This is a genomic window from Pantoea sp. C1E2 (genome assembly GCF_056491465.1).
Window position 1 is genome coordinate 3,792,404 of record NZ_JBSZHT010000002.1, and the last position, 26,434, is coordinate 3,818,837.

The window sequence follows — 26,434 nt, forward strand, 5'->3', positions numbered from 1 at the left end:
ATCAATGATACCCCTCATCGGCTTTGATTTTTCCGCGGAACACGTAGTAACTCCAGAAGGTGTAGCCCAGAATCACCGGAATAATCAGTAAAGCGCCCACCAACATAAACGCCTGGCTGCTGGCCGGAGACGCGGCCTGCCAGATGGTGATCGACGGGGGCACGATGTTCGGCCAGATACTGATGCCCAGGCCGGAAAAGCCGAGGAAAATCAGCGCCAGCGTCAATAGAAACGGTGAGTAATGCGCCTCACGTTTGATGGCTCGCACAATCCCCCACGAGCACAGCACCACCAGCAGCGGAACCGGCAGGAACCAGAACAGGTTAGGACGTGAGAACCAGCGCTGCGCGATATCCGCGTGGGTGAGCGGCGTCCAGACACTGATAATGCCGACCACCAACAGCAGCGTCACGGTGAGCGGCGTGGCCAGCGCTGACATTTTGCGATGCAGGTCGAGCTCAGTTTTCATAATCAGCCAGGTACAACCCAGCAGCGCATAAGCGATCACTAAGCCAATACCGCAGAACAGCGGGAACGGCGCCAGCCAGCTCATCGCTGAACCGACATATTCACGGCCAGACACCGGGAAACCATTGAGGATGGCGCCCACTGCCACGCCCTGACTAAAAGTCGCCAGCAGCGATCCGGCGATGAACGATTTATCCCAGAACGGACGATGCTCTTCAGTAGCTTTAAAGCGGAACTCAAACGCCACGCCGCGAAAAATCAAACCGATAAGCATCGCCGTTAACGGGATCGATAGTGCATCCAGCAGCACCGAATAGGCCAGCGGAAAAGCGCCGAACAGCGCCGCGCCACCCAGTACCAGCCAGGTTTCGTTACCGTCCCACACTGGCGCCACAGTGTTGACCATCATGTCACGCTCGATCGGATCTTTGTTGAACGGCAGCAGCAGACCAATACCCAAATCGAAGCCATCCATCACGATATACATCAGGGTGCCAAACACGATGATGGCGAACCAGATTATTGAAAAGTCGATCATGATTAGCGTTCCCCGTTCTTATGGGTATTGGCCGCAGACAGCGGACGAGCCGGAGTGTGTTGCTCGCCAGGACCACCGTGCGCCACTTCTCTACCTTCACCGGTCACCGGACCTTGTTTAATCAGGCGCATCATGTAGTGATAGCCGACACCAAACACCGAGCAGTAGACCACGATGAATGCCATCAGGCTGATGCTCATGTGCAGATTGCCATGTGCGGAGACCGCATCAATGGTGCGCTGCACGCCATACACCACCCACGGCTGGCGACCCATTTCGGTGGTGATCCATCCCGCCAGAATGGCGATCAGTCCCGATGGCCCCATCAGCAAGCAGAACCACAAAAACGGCCGCGACTGATACAGGCGCTTCTTCACCCGCAGCCAAAGGCTGATCACTCCCATACCGATCATTAACAAGCCGAGCGCCACCATCACGCGGAACGACCAGAAAATCACGGTGGAGTTTGGGCGATCCTCTTTCGGGAAGGTTTTCAGTGCCGGGATCTGCTTCTTGAGGCTGTGCGTCAGGATCAGGCTACCGAGATAGGGAATCTCCAGCGCATATTTGGTGCGCTCCTGCTCCATATCCGGCACACCGAACAGAATCAGTGGCGTGGCTTCACCCGGCTTGTTTTCCCAATGCCCTTCTATCGCCGCGATTTTTGCTGGCTGATACTCCAGTGTGTTAAGCCCGTGCGCATCGCCGAGAAACGCCTGAATCGGTGAGACAATCAACGCCATCCACAGCGCCATCGAGAACATCTTGCGCACGGCTGGATTGTCATTGCCGCGCAGCAGATGCCAGGCCGCAGAAGCGCCGACAAAGAAGGCGCTCGCCAGGAAGGCAGCGGTGGACATGTGCAGCAAACGGAACGGGAATGACGGGTTAAAGATGATTTTCAACCAGTCCTGCGGCACCACGACGCCACCCTCAATGATGTAACCCTGTGGGGTGTGCATCCAGCTGTTAGAGGCCAGAATCCAGAACGTCGAGAAAATGGTGCCCAACGCCACCATGCAGGTGGCGAAGAAGTGCAGACCCGGACCAACGCGGTTCCAGCCAAACAGCATCACCCCAAGGAAACCGGCTTCAAGGAAGAAGGCAGTTAACACTTCATAGGTGAGCAGTGGACCGGTGATACTGCCAGCAAACTGCGAGAAACCACTCCAGTTCGTCCCAAACTGGTAGGCCATCACCAGCCCGGAGACCACGCCCATACCGAAATTCACGGCAAAGGCCTTGGACCAAAAATGGTAGAGATCGCGATAGGTCTCGTTACGGGTTTTCAGCCACATCCCTTCGAGTACCGCCAGGAAACTGGCGAGACCGATGGTGATGGCCGGAAAGATAATATGGAAGGAGACAGTAAAGGCGAACTGTATCCTTGCCAGGTGAAAGGCATCTAATCCAAACATTGCTTACCTCATTGCCACAAAGTGCACTGGAATTTTTACTTATAATTAACAACAGCGTGCGGGAAACTATTTCGTCATATCGGAAGAAAGGTCGCACTAATGTAAAGGGAAGCAGTCAGAACGAAAATAAACAGAGGAAGTCTATAAAACTATAACAGTATTTTTTGATGGCGATCATTGTCTCGGTCAGAGACTAATTGATTGATATGACTGATCTAAGGTTAACAGCCCTCGCTTATTGTAACGACGTTGTTATTAATTTTCCGCTAAGACTTCAGCGTTATCAGTTAACTCGCTCATTTAATTATTTTTTAATGCGGACGACAGGAAGGTTAATTAAATTTCTCGCAAGATAGCGTGTCAATAATTCCAGGCAACATGACGTTATTTCAATTGTTAATTAAAATAGCCCTCTTTTAAAACCAAAGGATATATTTTCCAGACCTGGGCCGGGCACATTGCGCTCCTCTCTCTCTTAACGCTTTGCGGCATAGCGTTTGCAAGCGTTAACCCGCTGTGCTTTTTTATAGCAGCAAAGCCATCGGTTAATCAGCGAAGGAGAGGTTATGACCCGTCTTACCGCACAGGATTTTCCCCAGGAACTGCTTGAGTTATACGACTATTACGCACACGGCAGGATCAGCAAACGTGAGTTCATCACCCTTGCCGCCAAATTCACCATCGCCGGCATGACCGGAGCCACCTTGCTCACCGCCATGAGCCCCAACTATGCGCTGGCGCAGCAGGTAGAATTCACCGATCCCGAGATCAAACCCGAATACATCCACTACCCTTCCCCGCAGGGTCATGGCGAGGTGCGCGGCTATCTGGTGCGTCCAGCCAAAGCAACCGGCAAAGTGGGCGCGGTAGTGGTGGTACACGAAAATCGCGGACTGAATCCGTACATTGAAGATGTCGCACGCCGCGTGGCGAAAGCCGGATATATCGCGCTAGCACCGGATGGCCTGAGCTCGATGGGCGGTTATCCCGGCAATGATGAGGAAGGCCGCGCGATGCAGGCCAAAGTCGATCCCACCAAGTTGATGAACGACTTTTTTGCCGCTGTGGATTTCCTGATGCATCACGAAGAAGGCACCGGCAAAGTCGGCATCACCGGCTTCTGTTATGGCGGCGGCGTGGCCAATGCGGCTGCAGTGGCCTTCCCGGAACTGGCTTGTGCAGTGCCGTTTTATGGTCGCCAGCCCAAAGCGGAAGACGTGCCGCGCATCAACGCCCCGCTGCTGCTGCACTATGCCGCATTAGACAAAGGCATCAACGAAGGCTGGCCAGCGTATGAAGAGGCGCTGAAAGCCAACCATAAAACCTATGAAGCCTATATCTATCCCGGCGTGAATCATGGTTTCCACAATGATTCGACCCCGCGTTATGACAAGGCAGCAGCCGAGCTGGCCTGGAGCCGGACGTTGGGGTGGTTTGAGAAGTATCTGCACGGATAACCGTTCCATTTAGGCGTAGCGGGAAAATGTGCCCCGCTACGCCTCCGCGTTATCCTTCACAATGCGATGCACATTGCTTTCCAGCCAGTCGGCCAGGCCAATCACATGGCCTTCGACTTCACGCCCGAGCGGCGTCAGGCGGTACTCCACATGCGGCGGCACCACTTCATAGGCGATGCGCTCGATGAATCCATCTTCTTCCATGTAGCGCAGCGTTTGCGCCAGCATGCGTTCGCTGACGCCACCAATCTTGCGGCGCAGCTCACTAAAACGCAGCGTTTCTTCGCGCAGCGCTAATAATACCAATACGCTCCAGCGGCTGGTGATGCGTTTGAGCACGTCGCGTGAAGGGCAATTCACATTGAGCAGCTCACCACGGATAAATTTATTACTCAATTTTTCAGACATTTATGCTGCCTCTTCCAAACTAACAAATCTGTAAGTACTTACTAAAAGTTAGTTTATCCCTTAGGTTGATTTCATTCCAGCTCAAACTGAAGGAGAACATCATGATTGCGATTACCGGTGCTACAGGCCAACTGGGCCGTTTAGTGATTAACGAGTTATTGAAAAAAGTGCCTGCCAGCGAAGTGATTGCGGCAGTGCGTTCACCTGAGAAAGCAGACGATTTGAAAGCGCTGGGCGTGACGTTGCGCGCGGCGGATTACAGCAAGCCGGAAACGTTGAAAAGCGCGTTTAGCGGCGTCGACAAACTGCTGCTGATCTCTTCCAGCGAAGTCGGCCAGCGTGAAGCGCAGCACCAGGCGGTGATTGATGCGGCAAAAGCAGCGGGCGTGAAATTTATCGCTTACACCAGCCTGCTGCATGCGGATACCTCATCGTTAGGTTTGGGCGTAGAGCACCGCGCCACGGAAGCGATGCTGCAAGCCTCCGGCGTGCCGTATGCCCTGCTGCGTAACGGCTGGTACACCGAAAACTACGCCGCCAGCATTGCCCCGGCGCTGGCGCATCACGCCTTTATTGGCGCGGTCGGTGAAGGTCGCATCGCTTCAGCCTCACGTGAGGATTATGCCGCCGCAGCGGCTGAAGTCATCAGCCGTGACGATCAGGCGGGTAAAGTGTATGAACTGGCTGGCGATGAGAGCTACACGCTGGCCGAATTCAGCGCTGAGATTGCTAAACAGTCTGGTGAGCAAGTGGATTACATCAACCTGCCGCCTGCGGAGTTCGAAGCCGCGCTGAAAGGTGCCGGTTTGCCGGATGCGCTGGCAGAGTTGCTGGCAGATTCCGATGCCGGCGCCGCGCAAGGTGGCTTGTTCGATGACAGCCGTGCGCTGAGCAAACTGATTGGTCGCCCCACCACGCCGTATGCTGAGGTGATTAAAGCCACGCTGGCGAAGTAATGCTTGTTCAGGCCAGCGTAAGCTGGCCTGATTCCCGTCTCGTATGCCACCAAATGATCAAAGCAAAGCGCGATATTTAAGCCAAATAATGGCGATTTTCTTATTTACAGATAATTCTGTGCGCTGATTTGAACCACCATTTAAAACACTGCTTTCATTTCCTGAAATATAGCTTGTTGTAATCGCTGTAAATTCACTAAAAAGCCGGATCAATCGACAAGATTTATTACGTTCATAGATATTTCGCATTGTTGTCTCGGCTATTCAAAGCTCTATAATTTGTCCTTTGAGCAACCAGGCAATTTCAGGAGGCCGCTATTAATACTAACCAGCAACGTCAAGCTTTCGGGGAACACGAAGCCCATGCTGATCTGGGGTATCAATACGATCCTCACGAATTTATCCGCGAAGGCATGGAGGATTCCGAGCCGGAACCGGAGCTGATCCAGGGTCTGCCCGCGCCAGATGCGCTTACCCCTGCCGATCGCTATCTTGAACTGTTCGAGCACGTGCAAATGTCACGCATATTCGCGGATGGTAAAACCTTCCCGGACTGTGCGCCAAAATTTGATCCGCTGGATATATTAATCCGCTATCGCCGCACGCGTCGCTCGGCCGAATTCGATCTCGAAAAATTCGTGCACGACCATTTTTATTTGCCGCAGGTGAATGAAAGTTTTTATGTTTCCAATCCGGATAAATCGCTGACGGAACATATCGACGAGCTGTGGCCCGTGTTAACCAAGATGCCGCAACAGCATTTATCGCACTCGTCGCTGCTGCCGCTGCCAAAACCTTATGTGGTGCCTGGCGGGCGTTTTGGTGAGACCTATTATTGGGACTCCTATTTCAGCATGCTCGGCCTCGCGGATGCCGGGCGTGACGATCTGCTGCGCGACATGGCAGATAACTTCGCGTGGCTGATCGATAACTACGGTCACGTGCCCAACGGCAACCGGACTTATTATCTCAGTCGCTCACAGCCGCCTGTTTTCGCTTTAATGGTGGAGCTGTTTGAAGAGGACGGTATTCGCGGTGCCAAACGCTATCTCGATCAACTGATGAAAGAGTATCAGTTCTGGATGGATGGGGCCGGCGAGCTGATGCCGCATCAGGCCTACCGCCATGTGGTGCGTATGCCGGATGGTTCACTGCTTAACCGTTACTGGGATGACCGCGACACGCCGCGTGATGAGTCGTGGATGGAAGATGTGGAAACCGCCAGTAAATCGAGCCGACCGGCGAATGAGGTGTATCGCGATTTGCGTGCGGGTGCGGCATCGGGCTGGGATTACTCATCCCGCTGGTTGCGCGATCCGCAGCGTCTGGCCAGCATCCGCACCACCCAGTTTATACCGGTGGACTTGAATGCGTTTCTCTACAAGCTGGAGCTGATGATCTCCACGCTGTCACACGCCAAAGGTGAAGAGCTGACGGCGCTGGCGTGGCAGAAAAAAGCCGATACGCGTAAGCAGGCGATCCATCGTTACCTGTGGGATGACACCGCAGGCGTTTACCGCGATTACAACTGGCGCGATGAGCGTTTTGGTGCCTTTACCGCCGCAGCGGTGGTGCCGCTGTTCCTCGGCCTGGCTTCGCCAGAGCAGGCGCATCTGCAAGCTATTGCGCTGCGTCAATTGCTGCTGACTCAGGGCGGCCTGCTGACATCGATGGTAGAAAGCGGTGAACAGTGGGACAAACCGAACGCCTGGGCGCCGCTGCAGTGGATGGCGATAGTTGGCCTGAATCATTACGGTGAAGAGACGCTGGCGACAGAGATTGCCGTTAACTGGCTGAACACGGTGAAGAACTTCTATTCGCTGCATCACAAGCTGGTAGAGAAGTATGACATCAGCGGCGATCGCGCCCGTCCGGGTGGCGGTGGTGAATATCCGCTGCAGGATGGCTTTGGCTGGACCAACGGCGTAACGCGTCGATTGATGACCATGTACGGGCATCTGCTGGCGGATTAAAAAAACAGAAAGGGCGCCTCGGCGCCCTTTTTTATCACCGAACGTTATCGAAGCCGCGCATCTGATGGCAGCAATATTGCTGCCAGTTAACACAATCAATCGCGCCGCTACACAACATCCGCTTATTTATTTCCCTGCAGGAACGCCAGCAGATCGTCGTTCAGCTGATCCTGGTGAGTCACCGCAAAACCGTGCGGCCCGTTTTCGTACACTTTCAGCTCTGACCCTTCAATCATCTCGTGCACCAGCTTACCGGTGGCTTCGAAGGGTACAATCTGATCGTTGCTGCCGTGGATCACCAGCGTCGGCACATCCACTTTGGCGATATCGGCGCGGAAATCCGTCTCGGCGAAGGCTGTCACACAATCGATCGTGCCTTTCAGTGAGGCCAGCAGCGCAATGTTCAGCGTCTGCATCATCACGCCATCTGAAATAGTCTGGCCCGCGTTGGCGCCATAAAACGGTGTCGCAAAGTCTTTGATAAACTGCGCACGATCTTTCAGCAAACCCGCTTTAATGCCATCGAACACCGCCGCCTCAACCCCTTCCGGATGATCATCCGTCTTACCGAAGATGGGCGTCACCGCGCCCAGCAGCACCAGCCCTTTCACTTTCGCCGTGCCGTAGCGACCGATATAACGTGAGACATCACCGCCGCCCATTGAGAAGCCCACCAGCGTGATGTCGTCCAGTTGCAGATGCTCAATCAGCGCATGGATATCATCGGCGAAGGTATCGTAATCGTAACCTTCCCACGGCTGCTCGGAGCGACCAAAGCCACGACGGTCAAACGCGATGGCACGATAGCCGCGCTCGGCAAGGAAATTCAACTGACTATCCCACATATCCGCATCCAGCGGCCAGCCATGGCTGAACAGCACTGGCTGACCTTTGCCCCAATCTTTGTAGTAGAGGTTAACTCCGTCTTTCGCTTTGAATGTGCTCATGTTTTTTGCTCCGTTAAGTGAGTGATGTTGTGTCTGCTAATCAAACTACATTCGGTTGCTGCAAAAACCTAAAGCAGAGATTTTGACAACTCGTTCAAAGATTTTTGCCCTAAAAGGCTGTCAAAAAAGCCTGAACAAGTTGGCCGATTTTTTCCGCTATCAAGCGCCTCGCGGGATTCGTAAGGTGCATACATCGCACATTTACAGGAACACGATGATGAGCCAGCAAAACCCAACGACACCGCGCGGCGGCGCTTTTTCTCCCTTCGCTTACGGGCTGTTCGCCCTGATCTGGACTGCCTCGGTACTCGGCAACACCGGCAGCTTTATCCGCGACGTTGCCAGCGCCTGGTTGGTGACCGGATTATCCGATAACCCGACCGCCGTGGCTTTGATGCAAACCGCCGCCACCTTGCCAGTGTTCCTGTTGGCGCTGCCCGCTGGCGTACTCTCCGATATCGTCGATCGCCGCCGTCTGCTGATCGTGGTGCAGATTCTGATGGCCAGCGTCAGCGGCACTCTGCTGGTGCTGTCGCACAATCACTGGCTCACCGTGGAATGGCTGATCGGCCTGACCTTTGTCGGTGGCATTGGTGCCGCGCTGTTTGGCCCGGCCTGGCAGGCGATTGTCCCCGAACTTGTGCCGCGCCATGAGCTGAAAAACGCCGTGGCGCTCAACTCGCTGGGGATCAATATTGCCCGCGCCATCGGCCCCGCTACCGGCGGTTTACTGCTGGCAAGTTTAGGCGCCATGGCGGCATACGGTGCCGATGTGGCGAGTTATTTTTTCGTTATTGCTGCCCTGCTGTATTGGAAACGTCCGGCGAAAGCCAAAACCGAACTCAATGAACACTTCTTTGGTGCCTTCCGCGCGGGCCTGCGCTATGTCAAAGCCAGTCGTGAACTGCACCGTGTGTTGTTCCGCGCTGCGATGTACTTCGCCTTTGCCAGTGCCATCTGGGCGCTGCTGCCGCTGGTAGCGCGCACCATGCTGCAAGGTACCGCCGGTTTTTATGGTTTGCTGCTGGGTGCGGTAGGCGGCGGCGCGATTGCCGGTGCGCTGCTGTTGCCGCGTCTGCGTAGCAAGCTGAGTAACGATGGTTTGATGCTGCTCTCAGCGGTGCTAAGCGCGCTGGTGATGCTGGCCCTGGCGATGAGCCCGCCGCAGTGGCTGGCGCTAGTGTTGATGCTGGTGCTGGGTGTCGGCTGGATTATTGCGCTGACCACTTTGAATGGCGTGGCACAGGCGGTGCTGCCTGATTGGGTGCGCGGTCGCGGTTTGGCGGTGTATCTGATGGTGTTCAACGGCACATTGGCCGGTGGCAGTCTGGCGTGGGGTTTGATCGCGCAGCAGCTCGGTATGGCCAGCACACTGCTGATTGCCGGGGCTGGTCTGGTGATTACTGCCCTGCTGCTGAAACGTCTGTCGCTGCCTGCGGGTGAAGCCGATCTGCAACCCGCTGAGCATTGGGCCATGCCGGTTGTGCACGACGATGTCGATGTGCGTCATGGGCCGGTGTTGATTCAAATTCGCTACCGCGTGCCGCAGGAAGATCGCGCCGCGTTCAAAAAAGCGATTCACAAGCTGGCGCAGTCACGTCGTCGCGATGGCGCCTATTCATGGGGATTGATGGAGCAAACCGATGATCCGACAGCGCTGCTGGAGTGGTTTATGGTGGAGTCCTGGCAGGAGCATATGCGTCAACACCAGCGTGTGTCGCACGCCGATGCCGAACTTCAGCAGGCCGTTCTGCAATATCATCAGGGTGAAGAAGCCCCTCAGGTCAGTCACCACATTGCGATATAACGACGCTTTACGCGGGCGTATAAATTTCCTGCAACCCTGGCAGCGTGAGCAGGTGCTCACGCCACCAGGTGGCCGCATTGCCGGTCGCGGTCTCATTCCACGCCAGATACGCCATATCACGTCGGCATTCGCTATCCAGCTGACGTGCCACCAGCGCCCCATTTTCCAGATGCGGTCTTGCCAGATACAACGGCAGATAACCACAGCCCAAACCATCCAGCTGCGCCTGCAATTTCGCTGGGAAGTCGTGCACGCTCAGGGTCTTCTGCTCATCCAGCACGCGTAAATCGATACCTGCGCCATGGCGAGACGAGTCATGCACTGTCACCGCGCGGTACTGGCGAATCTGTTCGCGCAGCAGCGGCTCGGGTGCTGAAGCGAGAGGATGCTCCGGCGCGACGGCAAACACATAATCCAGCCATCCGAGCGGCTGGCAGACAATCTCTTTGCGCGTGGCGGGTTCCTGCACCGCGCCAAAGACAATGTCCGCTTCGCCATAGTTGAGCGCTTCCCAGCAGCCAGAAAGCACATCCTGGCGGAATTGCAGCTGAGTATGCGGATGCTCCTGATAAAACTGATCGATAAGCGGGGTCAGAATGCGAAACGGCAGCGAGGCATCGACGCTGATCACCAGCTGGCTCTCCCAGCCGCTTTCGACGTAGCGTGCCTGTTGCTCTAATTCATTCACCGCGCGCAGCAGAGTGCGGCCTTTCTCCAGCATCAAGCGACCGGTCGGGGTGAAGGTAGCGCGATGGCCGGAGCGATCGAGTAGCGTGATCTTGAGATCGCTCTCCATTTTTTGCACGGTATAGCTCAACGCCGACGCAGTTTTAAACAAACGCGCAGCCGCAGCGGCAAAGGTGCCGTGGCGATCCAACGCATCCAAAATCAGCAGCGCCTCAAGGTTTAAACGCATTCCCCATGCCTCCCCAAAAATTGTTGAACAACAACCCAAAATCTATCCGTTATCAATAAACGCTCTCATTTCGTATTTTTTTACTCAACGACGCAAGCACTTTCACCAGCGGAAACTCAGGAACTTACGATGAATTACTCACAACAAGCCAACCACGTCACGCTGGTGATTACCCACAGCATCCTGCAGGAACAGCAGGCCAGTTATGAGCAGTGGCTCGACACCATCATGCCGCAGGCCGCGAGCTTTCCTGGCCACCTCGGCGTCAACGTACTGCGCCCGGTGCACGGCGACAATGCGTACACCGTGCTGATTCGTTTTACCGGACTGGATGAGCTGTACGCCTGGCTAAAATCAGATCAGCGCAAAGCGTTGATCAAAGACTTGCCCGCAATGCTGGCGCAGCCGGAACATATCGAAGTACGCCCCGGTGCCGCGTTCTGGTTCACCCCGACGCAAAAAGGCCAGGTCAAACCGGCGAAATGGAAACAATACTTACTGACGCTGGGCGTGATTTTTCCTTCCACCAACCTGGTGCCGTGGTTCTGGAATCTGGTGTTGCCCGCCGCGCACGGCACGCTGTGGGGCCACTTGCTGAATGATGCCAGCGTGGTGGCACTGGTGGTGTTCTTGTGGATGCCGATCGTTACCCGAGTGTTGAAACAGTGGCTTATTGGCCGCAACGCGTAATCTGACTGGAGAAAAGATGATGACAACGGCCTCACTGATTTTTACCAACGGCAAATTCCATACGGTGGATCGCGCCAACCCTTTAGCCACCGCAGTGGCGATCAAAGACGGCAAGTTTCTCGCGGTGGGCAGTGAAGCGGAAGTGATGCGCTTTGCGGGTAGCGATACGCAGATTATTGATGCCAAAGGTCACACCGGTATTCCCGGCCTTAACGACTCACACCTGCACCTGATTCGCGGCGGTCTCAACTACAATCTGGAATTGCGCTGGGAAGGCGTACCCTCGCTGGCCGATGCGCTACGCATGCTGCGCGAACAGGCGCTGCGTACGCCTTCACCGCAGTGGGTGCGCGTCGTCGGCGGCTGGAGCGAATTCCAGTTTGCCGAACGCCGCATGCCGACGCTGGACGAGATCAACGCCGCCGCGCCGGATACCCCGGTATTCATTCTGCACCTGTATGACCGCGCCCTGCTTAACCGTGCCGCGCTTCGGGTGGTCGGTTACACCAAAGACACGCCGAACCCACCGGGCGGCGAAATCCAGCGTGACAGCAATGGCAACCCGACCGGCATGCTGATTGCGCGCCCTAACGCCATGCTGCTGTACGCCACGCTGGCGAAAGGCCCTAAGCTGCCGCTGGAACAGCAGGTCAACTCTACCCGCCAGTTTATGCGCGAGCTAAACCGCCTTGGCCTGACCAGCGCCATCGACGCAGGCGGCGGCTTCCAGAACTATCCCGATGATTACGATGTGATTTCCGAACTGCACGCCAAAAAGCAGCTGACGGTGCGCATCGCCTACAACCTGTTTACTCAGAATCCCGGTAACGAACTGGGCGATTTCGAGAAATGGACCGATATGCTGAAGCCGGGCCAGGGCACCGATTTCCTGCGTCACAACGGTGCGGGCGAGATGCTGGTGTTCTCGGCGGCGGATTTCGAAGATTTTCTTGAGCCACGCCCCGATCTGGCACCCGGCATGGAAGATGAACTGGAGCGCGTGGTGCGCCATCTGGTGGAGCATCGCTGGCCGTTCCGCCTGCATGCCACCTATAACGAATCGATCAGCCGCATGCTGGATGTGTTCGAGAAAGTGAACCGCGATATTCCGTTCAACGGCCTGCACTGGTTCTTTGACCACGCCGAAACCATCACCGAAGCCAACATTGAGCGCGTCAAAGCACTGGGCGGCGGACTGGCAGTGCAGCATCGTATGGCGTTCCAGGGCGAATACTTTGTCGATCGCTACGGCAAAGAAGCCGCCAAACAGACTCCGCCGGTAGCACGCATGTTAGATGCGGGCGTGCCGGTTGGTTTGGGCACCGATGCCACGCGCGTCGCCAGCTATAACCCCTGGACTGCGCTTTACTGGCTGGTCTCTGGCCGCACCGTCGGCGGCATGCAGTTGTATGATGACAATGCGCGTATTGACCGTGAAACTGCGCTGATGCTGTGGACCAAAGGCAGCGCGTGGTTCTCCAGCGAGCAGAATGCTAAAGGTGAGATCAAAGTTGGTCAGTTGGCGGATCTGGTGCTGCTATCGAAAGATTTCTTCAGCGTGCCGGAAGAGGAGATTAAAGGGATTGAATCGGTGTTGACGCTGGTCGATGGTGAAGTGGTGTATGCCGCGGGCGGGTTCACGCCGCTGTCACCACCGCCGGTGCCGGTGCTGCCTGAGTGGTCGCCGGTGGTCACCATGCCAGGCCACTATCGCAGCGCCCCGCCACAAGCCAGTGGTCGTGCGGCGATGATGCCGAAAGTGCATCAGTGCAGCGGCCCCTGTGGTGTGCACAGCCACTCGCACGATGTCGCGCGCCAGTCTTCGGTGCCAGTGTCGGATAACAATGCATTCTGGGGCGCGCTGGGCTGTTCTTGTTTCGCGTTTTGACTGAACTGTGATTTGAAGCCCTCTCCTGCTGAGAGGGCTTTGCTGCAAACAGACTCTCTCCCTATGGCGCGGATCGGTGTCCCCAGCAACAAAAGACTATCCTGCTAATCCAAACCCGTGTTTGCCGTTCTTCTTGATGTGGTACATCGCTTCATCCGCACGTGTTAACGCTTCATCGAAGTTAAAGTGCGGTTGCACCGTCGCCACACCAATAGAAGCACCAATCTGCGCATGGCCGTTATCGACATCGAACGGCGTCAGCGCAGCATCCAGCACCGCCTGCATCATGATGCGTACTTTGGGGAAGTCGATCAGGAACGGCATCAGCAGCACAAACTCATCACCACCTAAACGGCCCACCACCACGTTTGGTGGCACCTGGTCAAGAATGCGCTGACTGAGTTGAATCAGCACTTCATCGCCACTGCGATGGCCCAGCGTGTCGTTCACATGCTTAAAGTTATCGAGATCGATAAAGGCCACGCACAGCGGTCCCTGCGCTTTCATTTTAGTGAATTGGGTATGCAGCGCGTGGCGGTTGGTCAGGCCGGTAAGCGGATCGTGATGAGCCAGAGAAGAGAGCTGCGCTTCATACTGCTTCTCCTTGGTCATATCGATATGCGTGCCGGTGACTTTAAGCGGATTGCCCTCTTCATCCCATTCGGTGACGCGCCCGCGATCCAGCACCCAGGTAATTTTATCGTTCTTACCCAGCATGCGATGCAACGCTTCATAGTAAGGTGCGCGCCCTTCGATATGATCGTAAAACGCCTTGAGCACTTCATCGGCGTCATCGGGGTGCAGGCGTTCGCGCCAGACTTCAAACTGCGCTTTGGTCTCTTTCGGCTGGAAACCCAGCATCGAACCCCAGCGTCGATTGAAAATCACTAGCTTGCCGCTGGGAATATCCAGCTGCCACAAACATAAACCGGTTCCGTCCAGCGCTGCACTCAGCTTGTTACGCGCGTCATGCGCTATGCGCTTTAAGCGCGCATTATGCTTTTTCAGGTTCTGGACCTGCTGACGTAGCGCTTCTTCGGACATGATGGCTGACGGAGAGGAAATAATGACTATTTTGCCTGCCTGGAAGTTTCTGATAAATAAAACAATTGAAAAGCCGATTAGCAGCGGGAAATTGCATCAAGCTCAGAGTGAACGGCGAAGCATTGAGGTTATTTCAGCTAACAAAACTTTCTTTAATCCCGTCAGGCAGTCGAAAGCGCGCCGCTAAAATGACGCACCTCTCCTAATCGTTCTCTTTGCGTTAGCGTCCGCGTGACAGTCAGGCCTCACAAATCCCCCACTCCTTCTGCCTCGACTAAGAAATTGTGTTCTGTGACGCGGATCAAGAGATATTCGCGGGTCAATGCTGGGATCATGTTTACTAGAATGGTAGTTTAACAGTTATCGCAGCAACACGATGACGGTGGATGAGATTATGCAACTGACAATGCGTTGGTTTGGTCCCAAAGAAGATAAAGTTTCGCTGGAATATATTCGCCAGGTACCGGGTGTACGTGGCGTGGTGGGCGCGCTGTATGACGTGCCGGTCGGGGAAACCTGGCCGAAAGATAAGATCAAAGCACTGGTTGATCAGGTACATGCCGCCGGTCTGACGGTGGAAGTGATCGAGAGCGTCAACATTCATGATGACATCAAGATCGGCCTGCCGAGCCGCGATCAATACATTGAGAACTACAAGCTGAGCATTCGCAACCTCGCTGAAGTCGGCGTGAAAGTGATCTGCTACAACTTCATGCCAGTGTTTGACTGGATGAAGACCGACATGAATTACGTGTTGCCAGACGGCTCACTCACCATGGCGTTCGAGAAGAAAGGCATCGATAAGAGCCTCGACGAAGTGGTGCAGGAAGTGTTGGGCAACTCGAACGGTTTCGCGCTGCCGGGCTGGGAGCCAGAGCGTCTGGCGAAGGTGCAGGATCTGTTTGCCCAGTACAAAGACGTAGATGACAACAAGCTGCGTGAAAACCTCGCTTACTTCCTGAAAGCGGTGATCCCGGTGTGTGAAGAAGTCGGCGTGAAGATGGCGATCCACCCGGACGATCCACCGTATTCGATCTTTGGCCTGCCGCGCATCGTCAAGAATCGCGAGGATCTCGATTGGATCTGCAACGTGGTGGATTCGGAAGCCAACGGCATCACGCTGTGTACCGGATCGATTGCGGAAGATCCGCAGAATGATGTGTACGGCATTCTGGCTGAGTTCTCACGTCGCAAACGTATTCCCTTTGCGCACGTGCGTAACATCAAGATTATTCAGGACAAAGATTTCTACGAGTGCGCGCATCCCACGGAGTACGGCTCGCTGGATATGTACAAAGTGCTGCAATCGATGCATGACAACGGCTTCGATGGCTACATCCGTTCCGATCACGGCCGCTTTATCTGGGGCGAAACCGGACGTCCGGGCTACGGTTTATATGACCGCGCGCTGGGTACCACTTACCTGATGGGCCTGTGGGAAGCGTTGGATAAACGCTAATTCACCCCACCCTTTAGGCCGCTGATAACAGCGGCCTTTTTTATTGCCCTAAGTCTTTAATCGACATCCCAAAATGTTAAATGAAAACTTATGCCCAGCCCTTAAACAGCAAGCTGGCATTCACCCCGCCGAAACCAAAACCGTTCGACAGCACATACTGCATCGCCATCGGCAGGGGTTTCAGCGCCACCAGATTGAGCCCCGCTGCGGCTTCATCGGGGTGCAGCAGATTGAGCGTTGGCGGTGCGATCTGATCGCGCAGCGCAAGGATCGAGAAGATCGCCTCCACGCCGCCCGCTGCGCCTAACAGATGTCCGGTGGCGGATTTGGTCGAGGTGATCGCCACATTGCTGCCGGCAAACAGCGTGCGGATTGCTGCCAGTTCGCCCTTATCACCCACTGGCGTGGAAGTGGCATGAGCGTTGATATGCTGCACCTCTGCAGGGCCGATGCCCGCCTGCGCCAGCGCGGTTTCCATCGCGCGGCGCGCCCCTTCGCCGGTTTCCGGACCGGCTGTGAGATGGTACGCATCGGCGCTGGTGCCGTAGCCGACTAACTCCGCCAGCGGTGTCGCCCCGCGTGCCTGCGCATGCTCCAGCGATTCAATCACCAGCAGGCCTGCGCCCTCGCCCATGACAAAGCCGTCGCGGTCACGATCAAACGGACGAGACGCCTGCTCAGGATGATCGTTAAATCCACCTGACATCGCTTTCGCGGCAGCAAAGCCCGCCAGACTCACGCGATGGATCGCCGCCTCGGTGCCGCCGCACAGCGCTATGTCTGCTTCGCCGCTGCGGATCAATCGTGCCGCATCGCCAATCGCCTGCGCTCCCGCCGCGCACGCCGTTACCGGAGCGCCAATCGGGCCACGAAAACCATGGGCAATCGATACATGTCCCGCCGCCAGATTGGCGAGGAAGGAGGGAATAGTAAACGGCGATAAGCGACGCGGGCCGCGATTGGCGGTGGTTTCCACCGCATTGGCGATCTCGTTGAAACCACCGATTCCAGTGGCGATCACCGTCGCGGTGCGCTGGCGATCGGTCTCATCCTGCGGGAACCAGTTGGCTTGCGTCAGCGCTTCGTGCGCCGCCACCAGCGCGAACTCAATAAAGCGATCCATTTTCTTGCGATCTTTCGGCGCAATCACGCGTTCGGGATCGAAGCCATGCTGCGGATCTTGTTCCAGCGTGGGCACCTGTCCGGCGACTTTGCAGCTGATGTCCTGCACCATCTCTTTCGGTAGAGCGCTGATGCCGGATTTCCCGGCCAGCAGTGATTGCCACACCGCTTCCGTACCGCAGCCGAGCGGGGAAACTATCCCCATACCTGTAATCACAATACGTTTCATCGATAACTCCTTAAGCCGCGGGCTTTTTCATCAAAGGAACCAGCAGCGCAGCAATACAAAATCCGACCATGATTAGCCAGAATACGTCCGAAAAAGCCTGCGTGCGCGCCTCGCGCAGGGTGAGTGAGGCCAGTGATTGCAGCGCCGCTGTGTGCGCCGCATCCGGGCTTAATCCGTTGAAAATCAGGGCTGCGGTGCGCGATTGCAGATAGTCACCAAGCGATAAACTGGCGCTGTTGAGGTGATCAGCCAGGCGGCTAAAGTGCAGATTGGTGCGGTCATTGAGCACGGTGCCGCACAGCGCAATACCGATCGCGCCACCGAGGTTCCGCATCAAATTAAACAGTCCTGAGGCTAATTTTAGTCGTGCGGGCGGCAAGCTGCCGAGCGTTAACGTCACAGTGGGCGCTACCGCAAACTGCTGCGCCATACCGCGAAACGCCTGCGGGAACAGCAACTCTTTTGCGCCCCAGTCGTGGGTGATCGGCACGAAGAAGAACATCGACGCACCAAAACTTATCAGGCCAAACGCCAGCAAAATGCGCAGATCGACGCGATTCGCCAGCCACGCATAAAACGGGATCGACAGGATCTGAAAGATGCCGGTGGAGAAGATCGCCAACCCAATCTCCAGCGCACTAAAGCCGCGCACCTGGCTGAGAAACAGCGGTGTGAGATAGATGGTGGCAAAGATGCCGACCCCGGCCATAAACGAAAAATAACAGCCGAGGCTAAAGCTTGGATCCTTCAACGCGCGCAGATCCATGATCGGCTTCGCGTGGTTCAACGTGCGGAAGATAAACAGCACGCCACACAGCAGTGCGACCCAGCCCGTGGTGGTGATGGTGCTATCGTCAAACCAGCCCCAGCGCGGCCCCTCTTCCAGGGTGTACTCCAGACAGCCCAATGATAGCGCTAGCAAAACAATGCTGAAGTAATCCGCACCGCGCAGTAACTCGGGATTCGGCGAGTCGATCTTCACCAGTATTGGGACCGCAATCGCGATGTAGATGCCGGGGATAATGTTGATGTAAAACAGCCAGTGCCAGCTAAAGTTTTCAGTGATCCACCCGCCCACCGTTGGACCCAATGTCGGGGCTAACGACGCCAGCGCGCCCACTGTGGCGGCGGCAATCACCCGCTGCTTACCCTGAAAAAAAGTAAACGCGGTGGTGAACACCAGCGGGATCATCGAACCGCCCGCCAGCCCCTGCAAAGCGCGGAAGGCGATCATACTTTGGATATTCCACGCCCAGGCGCACAGCAAGCTCATCAGCGTGAAGCCGCACGCCGACGCGGCAAACAGCCAGCGCGTTGACATCACGCTCGCCAGCCAACCGGAGAGCGGAATAATGATGATTTCAGCGATCAGATAGCTGGTTTGCACCCATACCGTTTCGTCGTCACCCGCCGATAAACCACCGCCGATATCCTGCAACGAGGCGGAGACAATCTGGATATCCAGCAAGGCGATAAACATGCCGATGCACATCGTGGCAAAGGCGAACACCTTCTTGTTCACCGGCATCTCCGCCGGAGACAACCAGGGTGCGGCAACGCTGCTCATCGCGCGCTTCTCTCATCCACCGTCACCGTGACGGAAAGACCTGGGCGTAATAGACCCAGAACCGCCGCATCGCCGTCCAGCACAATACGCACCGGCACACGCTGGACGATTTTGGTGAAGTTGCCCGTGGCGTTTTCCGCCGGAAGAATGCTGAAGCGCGAACCGGTGGCTGGCGACAGGCTGCCAACGTGGCCGTTAAAGGTGCGGCCGGGTAATACATCAGCGACGATGCGCGCAGGCTGTCCCGGCTTCATCTTAGCCAGCTGACTCTCTTTGAAGTTGGCATCGATCCACAATCCCTGCGCAGGCACCAGCGACAGTAGTTGCGTGCCGCTGCTGACAAACGAACCTGACCACGCGCGGCGATTGCCCACCACGCCATCAAAAGGAGCGCGGATTTCGGTGTATTCAAGATTGAGCCTGGCCATCGCCAGCCCGGCTTGCGCCTGGGTCAATGCTGCTTTGGCCTGCTGCTCACGGGCATCCAGCACCTGCAACTGACGCTCGGCAACGGTTTTATCGGCGCGTGTTTTACTCTCTTCGGCCATTGCCTGATGGTAATCGGCTTGGGCATGATCGCGGATCTGTTGTGACACCGCTGAGCTGCTGGCCAGCGCACTGTAACGGCGCTGGTCGGAGGTGGTTTTCAGCGTCACCGCCTGTGCCGCCAGCAGAGAGGCGTGCGTGCCCGCAATAGTGGCAAGTTGCAGCTGGCGCGTGGCGGCGATATCACTTAACGCGGCCTGCTGTGCGGCCACTTCCCCCGCCGCCTGATCCACTGCCGCCAGATAATCACGGTTATCCAACTGCACCAGCAGATCGCCTTTTTTCACCTGTGCGTTGTCCTGCACCGCTAGCGTGTGGATGTAGCCGGACACTTTGGCGGAGATGGCGCTGATATCTGCGCCGACATAGGCATCATCGGTGGAAGGCATAAAGCGCGCGGTGTGCCACCAGTAGTAGCCGTAACCTGCCGCCGCTATACCGCCGATCGCCACTGCCAGCAGCAGGGCCGATTTTTTGCGCGTGCGGGTCATGGCTGCTTCTCTGTAGCAGGCGGGGCAAATTTCAGCGTGCTGTCACCCGCACGTTTTTTCTGCAGATAATCATGGCGATAGTGCATGATCGGCGCCGCTGCCGGTCCGGGCACCATTTGGTATTTATCGCTGGTGAGCGGTTGGCCGTTTTCGCTATCGACCAGTTGCGGTTTCACCGGACGCTGCGTCGCGGTTTCCACCAGTTGCATTTGCCGCCCTTCCGGCGAGAAGTGAGTACTGCCCCACTCGGCCAGCGCCACGATCACACCGCGCAAATCGCGCCCGGCGGGGGTGAGCTGATATTCGTAGCGCACTGGCGTAGTGCTGTAACACACCTTTTCCAGCAAACCATCTTCCACCAGCTCTTTTAAGCGACGCGAGAGGATGTTCGGCGCCACGCCGCTGTTTTTCTGAAACTCATCAAAACGGGTAAAGCCGGCCAGCGCATCGCGCATGATCAGCATGCTCCAGCCATCGCCGACGCGGCCAAGGCTGCGCGCAACCGGGCAAGCCATTTGATAGAGCGGTTCGTTTTTCATGGTGGGTATTCCGGACAGTGTCTAATGCGGAGTACTGTTGCAGAGTGACTTTCATTTTGCAAGTAACTTGCGAAATGATAGTCATGGTATTTATTATCCAGGAGCGCATAAATGCGCCCCCTACAAATACTTATGCTCACGTAGGGGTGCAGGTAAAAGACCGCATTGCATCCCGTAGGGGGCGCATTCATGCGCTCCTGGCAATAGGCCGCACTGGATTCCTGACGTATTTATGCAAAAAAAACGGCAGCCACATGGGCTGCCGTTTCATCACAACTTATCAATCTTCAGGTGCGCACGCGCAGCGCCGCCTCGATCTTGTCGGCGATCTTAGTGACCACATACGCAATCACCATGTAGAACACCACCGCAATCAGGAAGGCTTCGAGATAGTAGAAGTTCAGTGCCGCCGTCAACTGCGCCTGAGCAAAGATATCCACCACTTCAATCGCAAACGCCAGCGACAGGGCTTTCATGATCACCATAAAGGCATTCGCCAGATCGGGGATCGCTGCCACGATGATTTGCGGGAACATCACCCGACGGAACAGCTGTCCACCGCTGTAGCCGAGTGACAAAGCGGCATCCGATTGTCCGGTGTCGAACGAGTTCAGCGCGCCTTTCCACACTTCAGCCTGGAACGCCGCTACGCAGGCACTCAGCGCCACAATGATGATCACCCAGTTTGGCAATGAGTGAGCATTGACCTCTACGCCAAACAGCGTGGCAACAAAGTGCAGCGCCGGTGGCAAACCGTAATAGGCGAGAAATATCACCACCACCATCGGCACGCCTTTGAAGGCAATTTTGTAGGTAATCACCAGCTGGCGCAGCACCGGAATGCGGCGATGTTCAATAAAGGCAAACAACCCGCCTAACAGCGTTGAACAAATAAATACCGTAACGGCCATCAGCAGCGTCACTGGCACCGCATCAAGAATGCTCCAGAAGTCCGGCAGCAAAACCTCAGCATCAAACATGGTTTTTCTCCCTCACTCAGACGCTGGTGGTGAACTTCACGCGCGGCGCAGACTTCGAGCTGTACTTCGCATGACGTTGTTCAAAGAAGCGGATAACCAGCCACGCCACACCGCACAGCAGTGAATAGAACACGGCCAACACCAGATAGGTGCCGAACTGATACTGGTTGTAATCGCGTTCCATAATCAGGTGCGCGGTCGCCATCACATCTGCCGCACCGATGTACATCACCAGCGCCACATTGTGAATCAGATAGATAATCGCATTACCGTAACCCGGCAGCGCAAAGTGCACCGCCTGCGGGCCAATCACTCGCAGCATTTTCTGACGGAAGCTGTAGCCAAGACTGTCGGTGGCATCGTGCTGACCACGCTCAACCGCAAGGTACGCCGGGCGCATCACTTCCGATAAGTAACCGCCGTGATACAGGCTCAGGCCGATCATCGCCGCCACGTTGGCGGTAAAGAAGTCACCAAAACCAAAGTTATCGGTGATCAGTGGCATGCCGTAGAAAGCCACAAACAGCTGCAGCACCACGGGCACGCTGCGCGCATAGGAAACGTAGAGATCGGCCAGCTGGCTGATCACGGGAATACGGCGCACGCGGAAAAACGTCGCGATCAGCGCCAGAAAGAACCCGACAATCATCGCCACAAACATGATGCCGAGCGTCAAAGGCAGCGCCGACAGCAGTTCTGGAATCATGGAGGATAGATTCACGGTGAAACACTCCTGCTAAAAAGGACAGCATGCGCCCGGCTCAACACCGGGCGCAGTGAATCTATTACTTCATGTACTTGGTGACTTCTTCGCCAAACCATTTCTGCGCCAGCTTATCCAGCGTGCCGTCCGCCTTCAGCTCTTGCAGGGTTTTGGTGATGTCATCGTTCAGCGCCTGGTTTTCAGCCGAGCGGTGGATCAGTACATAGGTATTGTTGATCACCACCGGCTCACTGGCTTTGATCGCCAGCTTCTGGTTGTCGATCACCGTCTGCTCACCGAGGTTTGAAGGCAGGATCAGCGCGTCATATTTACCGTTCTGCACTTCTTTCAGACGATCCGGGTAAGGCACACCGGCGCTGGACGCTTTGATGGTGATTTTGTCGTTTGGGTTATCCTGCTGCCACTGGGTGACGAACTTATACACGCCACCACCTGCGGTGACAGGCACGATGTTCTTGCCGACCAGATCTTTCATGCCGTTGATATTGCTATCGCTGCGGCTGTAGATCTTCATCAGGCTGGCACCGATTGGCGCATCCGGGATCAGGAACTGTTTGCTGCGCGCTGGCGCTTTGTAGTAACCGCCGGTCGCCATGTCGTATTTGCCGGTCACCAGGCCAGTTTCCTGCGCGATATCCGCAGCGCCTTCCATCACGAATTTGTACTGTGGCAGTTTCGCGTTGATGGCTTTCAGCACGTCCGGCTCGTAGCCCTCTGGTTCGTGACCGATTGCGCCCCATGACAACGGTTTGGATTCTGCAGCAGTAGCAATTTTGATGGTGCGTACCGCGTCAGCAAAGCTGTTACCGCTGATCAGGGCCAGTGCGATGATGCCAGGCGCGGCGAGGCGACGTAATGTAGTTTTGATTGCAGGCATGTCTCTGATTCCTTTAATTATTAGAATACTTTTTCTGAGTTGAGGAACTGGGCAAGGCGCGGCAGGGATGGGTTATCAAACATCTCTGCTGGAGTCCCCTGCGCAGCTACCACACCTTGATCCATAAACACGATGCGATTCGAGATGCTTTTCGCGAACTGCATCTCGTGCGTCACCAGCAGCGAGGTAATGCCGGATGACGCCACATCTTTAATCACTTTCAACACTTCACCCACCAGCTCGGGATCGAGCGATGAGGTCGGTTCATCAAACAGCATCACATCCGGACGCACCGCCAAAGCACGGGCGATACCGGTACGCTGTAACTGGCCACCAGACAGCTGCGACGGATAGTGATCAAGCTTGGCGCCCAGACCCACGCGTTCCAGCTCCTGCACGGCGATGTCGCGCGCTTGCTGTTTGGTTTTACGCTGGATCACGATCAGCGGATCCATCACGTTTTCCAGCACCGTCATGTTTTTGAACACGTTAAACTGCTGGAACACCATGGCGGTGCGCAGACGGATCGCCTGGATCGCTGCTTTATCCGGTGACTGGTAATCCATGCGGATCTGATCAAGCTGGATGGTCCCGGCTGACGGCTTCGCCAGATAGTTAATGCAGCGCAGCAGTGTGGTTTTCCCGGTGCCGCTTGGCCCGATGATCGACACCACATCGCCACGTTTTACCGACAAATCGACGCCTTTCAGGATCGGATTACTGCCGTATGAGAGCGTAATATTGTTGAGTTCTAACATCCGGTGCAGCCCTTATTTGTTCAGGTCAGCATGGCCGAGCACATGCATCAGACGGTTGGCCCAGCCAAAGATGGCGATGGCGTGGATCAGATCGATAATCTCCTGATCGTTCATGCCGACGGCGCGCAGTGCCGCGACATCTTCCGGCGTAGCTTCAGACGGCGTGACCGATAAACGACGGGCAAAGCGGTAGATCGCCGCATCGCGTTCACCTAACACATCCGCTCTATCAAAATAGATGGCACTGACCACGGCGTCACTTTCTGCCAGCTGCGCATGACGGCGCGCGTGCACCACCGCACAGTAGCGGCAACCGTTGACGATCGAAGCACCCAACGCGCCCAGCTCACGATCCGCACGATCGAGGCCATCTTCGACATACATGATGGCGTTGAACAGCCCGGTACGTGCGGTGTAGCTCTCGGGATCGTGTACCAATGTGCGCACGTATTCGGAGATCTTCTTGTTCGACGGCGTCACTTTCATCGCATCGAGCTGCGCCGGTGTCGCCTGTTCAACATCCACTGGCGTGATATACGGATGCCAGTGCAGCGGCTTGAGATTAACCGACGGAATCATGCGGACCTCATCAGACGTAAACCAGCCGCCACGCGCGTCTGGAAGTTAACAAAGGCGATCAGTTCAGAGAGCGCGACGATTTGCGGATTGCTCAAACCAGCCTGCTCCAGCAAGCGAATGTGCTGCTCGGTGGCCTGAATCGGCTGCTGCGTGACCATGTCGGCATGGCGCGCAATCGTCGCCAGCGGCTCTTCCGAAACGGCACAACCCGATGCCAGGGCCAGCAGGGCTTCAGACGGGTTTAACGCCGCCAGTTGCGCCTGGTAATCACGTTGCAGCGGCGCATCGTAATTCAGCACCGCCATACGCTGCGCCAGTGCCAGACGCAGATCTGCAGGTAAATCCTGATCGTCTTCCGGCGCGAGTACTGACACACGGCACGCTTCCGCGCCCTCAACAAATTCGGGACGCAGGCGGCGCGTCTGATACAGCGCATCTTCTGGTGTTAATCCGGCTGCTTGATCAATAGCGTCGCTCACAACGCGTTCTCCTGTTTTAGTAACGGGGTTGAATCCACCCATTCATCGCCCTGTAGTTCAGGGGTGTCAAAAGCTTGTAAGTTGGCGTAGTGCTGCTCGACGTCCTCGGCAAACAGCGAGGCGGTAATACCGCGCACCAGACGATCGGCTCCGGCGCTCACCGCAGGAATATCGCCGGAGACTTTGCCGTGCGTCAGCATCGCAGCATCGTTAAAGCAATGGATGTGCGCCAGCATCGGGCAGGCATCGGGCGTCAATTCGCGGAACTCGAATGAAGGGCCAAGATCCGGCGCTTCCAGCAAGCTGTGACGCGGTGTGCCCATCTCAGGTTGATAACGGCCATCGGACCAGCTGCGAATATGCGGCGCGATGGCGGCAAACTCCGGGCGGCCGTGGAAATCGTTGGTAAAGCCGGTGGCGGCGATCAGGAAGTCGTAGCGCAGTGCGCCCTGGGTGGTTTCAATCAGCAAGCCGTCTTCTTCTTGTTTGACGGCGTTGATGCCGCAATCGAGGAAGAAGCGCGCATTCTCATGGCGTGATACGCGCAGAGTGGAAGAGCGCGGCGGCGGGGTTTGGGTCGCGGCGGTGTAATCGACGAACTTCCACTTCCACGCGTCCGGTAGCTGATGCATGCCGTGCACCACGCCCTGGCTGCCAATGCCGGTCATCTTGTTGATGCGTGGCATTTCTTTGCGGCGAATCAGCAGATCCACCGCTGCAGCGCCCTGCTCCAGCGCGGTGGCGGCGTTATCCATCGACGAGGCGCCTGCACCAATCACCGCGATGCGCTTGCCTTTTAAGGCTGTGAAATCAATATCATCAGCGGAGTGTGCCCAGAACTGACGATCAATGCCTTGCAGGAAGTCCGGTACGGCAAAACCGCCGAGGCCTGAACGTCCGGTGGCGAGCACCAAACGACGCGTGTAAACACGATCGGTTTCGGCACCGTCCAGATCCAGCGCAATCAAATCCCCGGCCTGTGCAATGCTGGTGACGCGCACGTTGTTGTGCACCGGCAGATTCAGCACCTTGCGATACCAAATCAGGTAATCCATCCACTGCGCTTTAGGGATTTTGTCCAGCTCCTGCCACGCCTCTTTGCCCCACTGCGCCGTGAACCAGGCGCGGAAAGTCAGCTGCGCGAGGCCCAGTGCCGGGCCATGCAGCGTTTTCGGTGAGCGCAGAGTTTCCATGCGCGCAAAGGTGATCCACGGACCTTCCAGTCCAGCGTGGGCGGCGTCATAAGCCACCACATTGCTGATGCCGGTGAACTGTAATTTGGCGAGAGCCGCCAGACCGCACATGCCCGCACCAATCACCACCACATCGCGTACCGGTGCACTCTGAAAGGTGCGCTCCGGTACCCAGGATTTGGCTGGCAGTTCCAGAAATTCCAGATCCTGCTGAAGCTGAGCTTCTAATGCGGCAAGACCTTTGGCGGCATACGTCATAGAGAGATTTCCCTGGTGTCAGCGATCGCGTTGAGAGCGAGCGAAAACGATTAAAACGCGCCGATGACCCTGCCTTTTTAATTATCTATAAAATGCATAATAGGCAGCCAACAATCATCAATA

26 protein-coding genes are annotated in these 26,434 nt (G+C 56.1%); 8 read left to right on the plus strand and 18 right to left on the minus strand.

The annotated features are described in order from the left end of the window. Position 1: 1 nt before the first annotated feature. A complete protein-coding gene (gene cydB / locus ACXI0A_RS17985) occupies positions 2-1,006 on the minus strand; it encodes a cytochrome d ubiquinol oxidase subunit II (protein WP_476147396.1) in 1,005 nt (334 codons plus the stop codon). A gap of 2 nt (positions 1,007-1,008) precedes the next feature. Beyond that, positions 1,009-2,424 (minus strand): cytochrome ubiquinol oxidase subunit I, encoded by a 1,416-nt coding sequence (locus tag ACXI0A_RS17990; protein ID WP_476147395.1) that lies wholly within the window; start codon positions 2,422-2,424, stop codon positions 1,009-1,011. Positions 2,425-2,990: 566 nt separating this feature from the next. Between ACXI0A_RS17990 and yghX the strand changes: the two genes are divergently transcribed. Next, positions 2,991-3,881 (plus strand): YghX family hydrolase, encoded by an 891-nt coding sequence (gene yghX, locus ACXI0A_RS17995; protein ID WP_034823298.1) that lies wholly within the window; start codon positions 2,991-2,993, stop codon positions 3,879-3,881. Positions 3,882-3,917: 36 nt separating this feature from the next. Here yghX and ACXI0A_RS18000 read toward each other — a convergent pair whose 3' ends face one another. Next, positions 3,918-4,289, minus strand: a complete 372-nt coding sequence (locus tag ACXI0A_RS18000) for a winged helix-turn-helix transcriptional regulator (RefSeq protein ID WP_182057477.1) — start codon at positions 4,287-4,289, stop codon at positions 3,918-3,920. A 101-nt stretch (positions 4,290-4,390) separates the two neighbouring features. Between ACXI0A_RS18000 and ACXI0A_RS18005 the strand changes: the two genes are divergently transcribed. After that, the gene (locus ACXI0A_RS18005) at positions 4,391-5,245 is read left to right on the plus strand and encodes an SDR family oxidoreductase (protein ID WP_224933532.1); all 855 of its coding nucleotides are present in this window, start codon (positions 4,391-4,393) and stop codon (positions 5,243-5,245) included. Positions 5,246-5,302: 57 nt separating this feature from the next. Here ACXI0A_RS18005 and ACXI0A_RS18010 read toward each other — a convergent pair whose 3' ends face one another. Continuing rightward, positions 5,303-5,494 carry a hypothetical protein gene (locus ACXI0A_RS18010; protein WP_224933533.1) on the minus strand — a complete coding sequence of 64 codons (192 nt, stop codon included), beginning with the start codon at positions 5,492-5,494 and terminating at the stop codon, positions 5,303-5,305. 68 nt (positions 5,495-5,562) lie between these two features. Between ACXI0A_RS18010 and treF the strand changes: the two genes are divergently transcribed. Further along, complete coding sequence (treF, locus tag ACXI0A_RS18015) at positions 5,563-7,218, plus strand: alpha,alpha-trehalase TreF (RefSeq protein ID WP_476151005.1); 1,656 nt, start codon at positions 5,563-5,565, stop codon at positions 7,216-7,218. 122 nt (positions 7,219-7,340) lie between these two features. Here treF and ACXI0A_RS18020 read toward each other — a convergent pair whose 3' ends face one another. After that, a complete protein-coding gene (locus ACXI0A_RS18020) occupies positions 7,341-8,165 on the minus strand; it encodes an alpha/beta fold hydrolase (protein ID WP_476147394.1) in 825 nt (274 codons plus the stop codon). 217 nt (positions 8,166-8,382) lie between these two features. Here ACXI0A_RS18020 and ACXI0A_RS18025 point away from each other — a divergent pair, with 217 nt between their 5' ends. Further along, positions 8,383-9,972, plus strand: a complete 1,590-nt coding sequence (locus ACXI0A_RS18025; RefSeq protein WP_476151004.1) for an MFS transporter — start codon at positions 8,383-8,385, stop codon at positions 9,970-9,972. 7 nt (positions 9,973-9,979) lie between these two features. On the opposite strand, the gene ACXI0A_RS18030 is transcribed toward ACXI0A_RS18025, so the two are convergent. After that, positions 9,980-10,888 (minus strand): LysR substrate-binding domain-containing protein, encoded by a 909-nt coding sequence (locus tag ACXI0A_RS18030; RefSeq protein WP_476147393.1) that lies wholly within the window; start codon positions 10,886-10,888, stop codon positions 9,980-9,982. 129 nt (positions 10,889-11,017) lie between these two features. On the opposite strand from ACXI0A_RS18030, the gene ACXI0A_RS18035 reads away from it, so the two are divergent. Next, positions 11,018-11,578, plus strand: a complete 561-nt coding sequence (locus ACXI0A_RS18035) for an antibiotic biosynthesis monooxygenase (RefSeq protein ID WP_476147392.1) — start codon at positions 11,018-11,020, stop codon at positions 11,576-11,578. Between the two features lie 19 nt (positions 11,579-11,597). Beyond that, positions 11,598-13,466 carry an amidohydrolase family protein gene (locus tag ACXI0A_RS18040; protein ID WP_476151002.1) on the plus strand — a complete coding sequence of 623 codons (1,869 nt, stop codon included), beginning with the start codon at positions 11,598-11,600 and terminating at the stop codon, positions 13,464-13,466. Positions 13,467-13,562: 96 nt separating this feature from the next. Here ACXI0A_RS18040 and ACXI0A_RS18045 read toward each other — a convergent pair whose 3' ends face one another. Beyond that, positions 13,563-14,510, minus strand: coding sequence for a diguanylate cyclase domain-containing protein (locus tag ACXI0A_RS18045; protein ID WP_476147391.1), 948 nt, complete (start codon positions 14,508-14,510; stop codon positions 13,563-13,565). Between the two features lie 22 nt (positions 14,511-14,532). Here ACXI0A_RS18045 and ACXI0A_RS18050 point away from each other — a divergent pair, with 22 nt between their 5' ends. Together ACXI0A_RS18050 and uxuA are read left to right on the plus strand one after the other, a co-directional pair. After that, a complete protein-coding gene (locus tag ACXI0A_RS18050) occupies positions 14,533-14,697 on the plus strand; it encodes a hypothetical protein (RefSeq protein ID WP_476147390.1) in 165 nt (54 codons plus the stop codon). Between the two features lie 207 nt (positions 14,698-14,904). Then, positions 14,905-15,969: a mannonate dehydratase gene (gene uxuA, locus ACXI0A_RS18055; RefSeq protein WP_476147389.1), complete on the plus strand. Its 1,065-nt coding sequence runs from the start codon at positions 14,905-14,907 to the stop codon at positions 15,967-15,969. Positions 15,970-16,057: 88 nt separating this feature from the next. Here uxuA and fabF read toward each other — a convergent pair whose 3' ends face one another. The 11 genes from fabF to ACXI0A_RS18110 all read right to left on the minus strand — a co-directional run bounded on the left by fabF (position 16,058) and on the right by ACXI0A_RS18110 (position 26,311). Beyond that, positions 16,058-17,320 carry a beta-ketoacyl-ACP synthase II gene (gene fabF / locus ACXI0A_RS18060; RefSeq protein ID WP_476147388.1) on the minus strand — a complete coding sequence of 421 codons (1,263 nt, stop codon included), beginning with the start codon at positions 17,318-17,320 and terminating at the stop codon, positions 16,058-16,060. Between the two features lie 10 nt (positions 17,321-17,330). Further along, complete coding sequence (locus ACXI0A_RS18065; protein WP_476147387.1) at positions 17,331-18,887, minus strand: DHA2 family efflux MFS transporter permease subunit; 1,557 nt, start codon at positions 18,885-18,887, stop codon at positions 17,331-17,333. After that, complete coding sequence (locus ACXI0A_RS18070; RefSeq protein ID WP_476147386.1) at positions 18,884-19,924, minus strand: HlyD family secretion protein; 1,041 nt, start codon at positions 19,922-19,924, stop codon at positions 18,884-18,886. Before ACXI0A_RS18070 ends, ACXI0A_RS18065 begins: the two co-directional genes overlap by 4 nt. Beyond that, positions 19,921-20,463: a winged helix-turn-helix transcriptional regulator gene (locus ACXI0A_RS18075; RefSeq protein ID WP_224933551.1), complete on the minus strand. Its 543-nt coding sequence runs from the start codon at positions 20,461-20,463 to the stop codon at positions 19,921-19,923. The genes ACXI0A_RS18070 and ACXI0A_RS18075 overlap by 4 nt, the downstream gene beginning before the upstream one ends. Positions 20,464-20,750: 287 nt before the next feature. Continuing rightward, positions 20,751-21,443 carry an amino acid ABC transporter permease gene (locus ACXI0A_RS18080; protein WP_224933552.1) on the minus strand — a complete coding sequence of 231 codons (693 nt, stop codon included), beginning with the start codon at positions 21,441-21,443 and terminating at the stop codon, positions 20,751-20,753. Positions 21,444-21,459: 16 nt separating this feature from the next. Continuing rightward, positions 21,460-22,149 (minus strand): ABC transporter permease subunit, encoded by a 690-nt coding sequence (locus tag ACXI0A_RS18085; protein WP_476151000.1) that lies wholly within the window; start codon positions 22,147-22,149, stop codon positions 21,460-21,462. 79 nt (positions 22,150-22,228) lie between these two features. Next, positions 22,229-23,044, minus strand: coding sequence for a transporter substrate-binding domain-containing protein (locus ACXI0A_RS18090; RefSeq protein ID WP_224933553.1), 816 nt, complete (start codon positions 23,042-23,044; stop codon positions 22,229-22,231). Positions 23,045-23,064: 20 nt separating this feature from the next. Then, positions 23,065-23,802 (minus strand): ATP-binding cassette domain-containing protein, encoded by a 738-nt coding sequence (locus ACXI0A_RS18095; RefSeq protein WP_476147385.1) that lies wholly within the window; start codon positions 23,800-23,802, stop codon positions 23,065-23,067. A gap of 12 nt (positions 23,803-23,814) precedes the next feature. Beyond that, positions 23,815-24,381, minus strand: coding sequence for a peroxidase-related enzyme (locus ACXI0A_RS18100; protein WP_476147384.1), 567 nt, complete (start codon positions 24,379-24,381; stop codon positions 23,815-23,817). After that, positions 24,378-24,860, minus strand: coding sequence for a CMD domain-containing protein (locus ACXI0A_RS18105; protein ID WP_476147383.1), 483 nt, complete (start codon positions 24,858-24,860; stop codon positions 24,378-24,380). Before ACXI0A_RS18105 ends, ACXI0A_RS18100 begins: the two co-directional genes overlap by 4 nt. Continuing rightward, positions 24,857-26,311: an NAD(P)-binding domain-containing protein gene (locus tag ACXI0A_RS18110; RefSeq protein ID WP_476147382.1), complete on the minus strand. Its 1,455-nt coding sequence runs from the start codon at positions 26,309-26,311 to the stop codon at positions 24,857-24,859. The genes ACXI0A_RS18105 and ACXI0A_RS18110 overlap by 4 nt, the downstream gene beginning before the upstream one ends. Positions 26,312-26,434 lie beyond the last annotated feature (123 nt).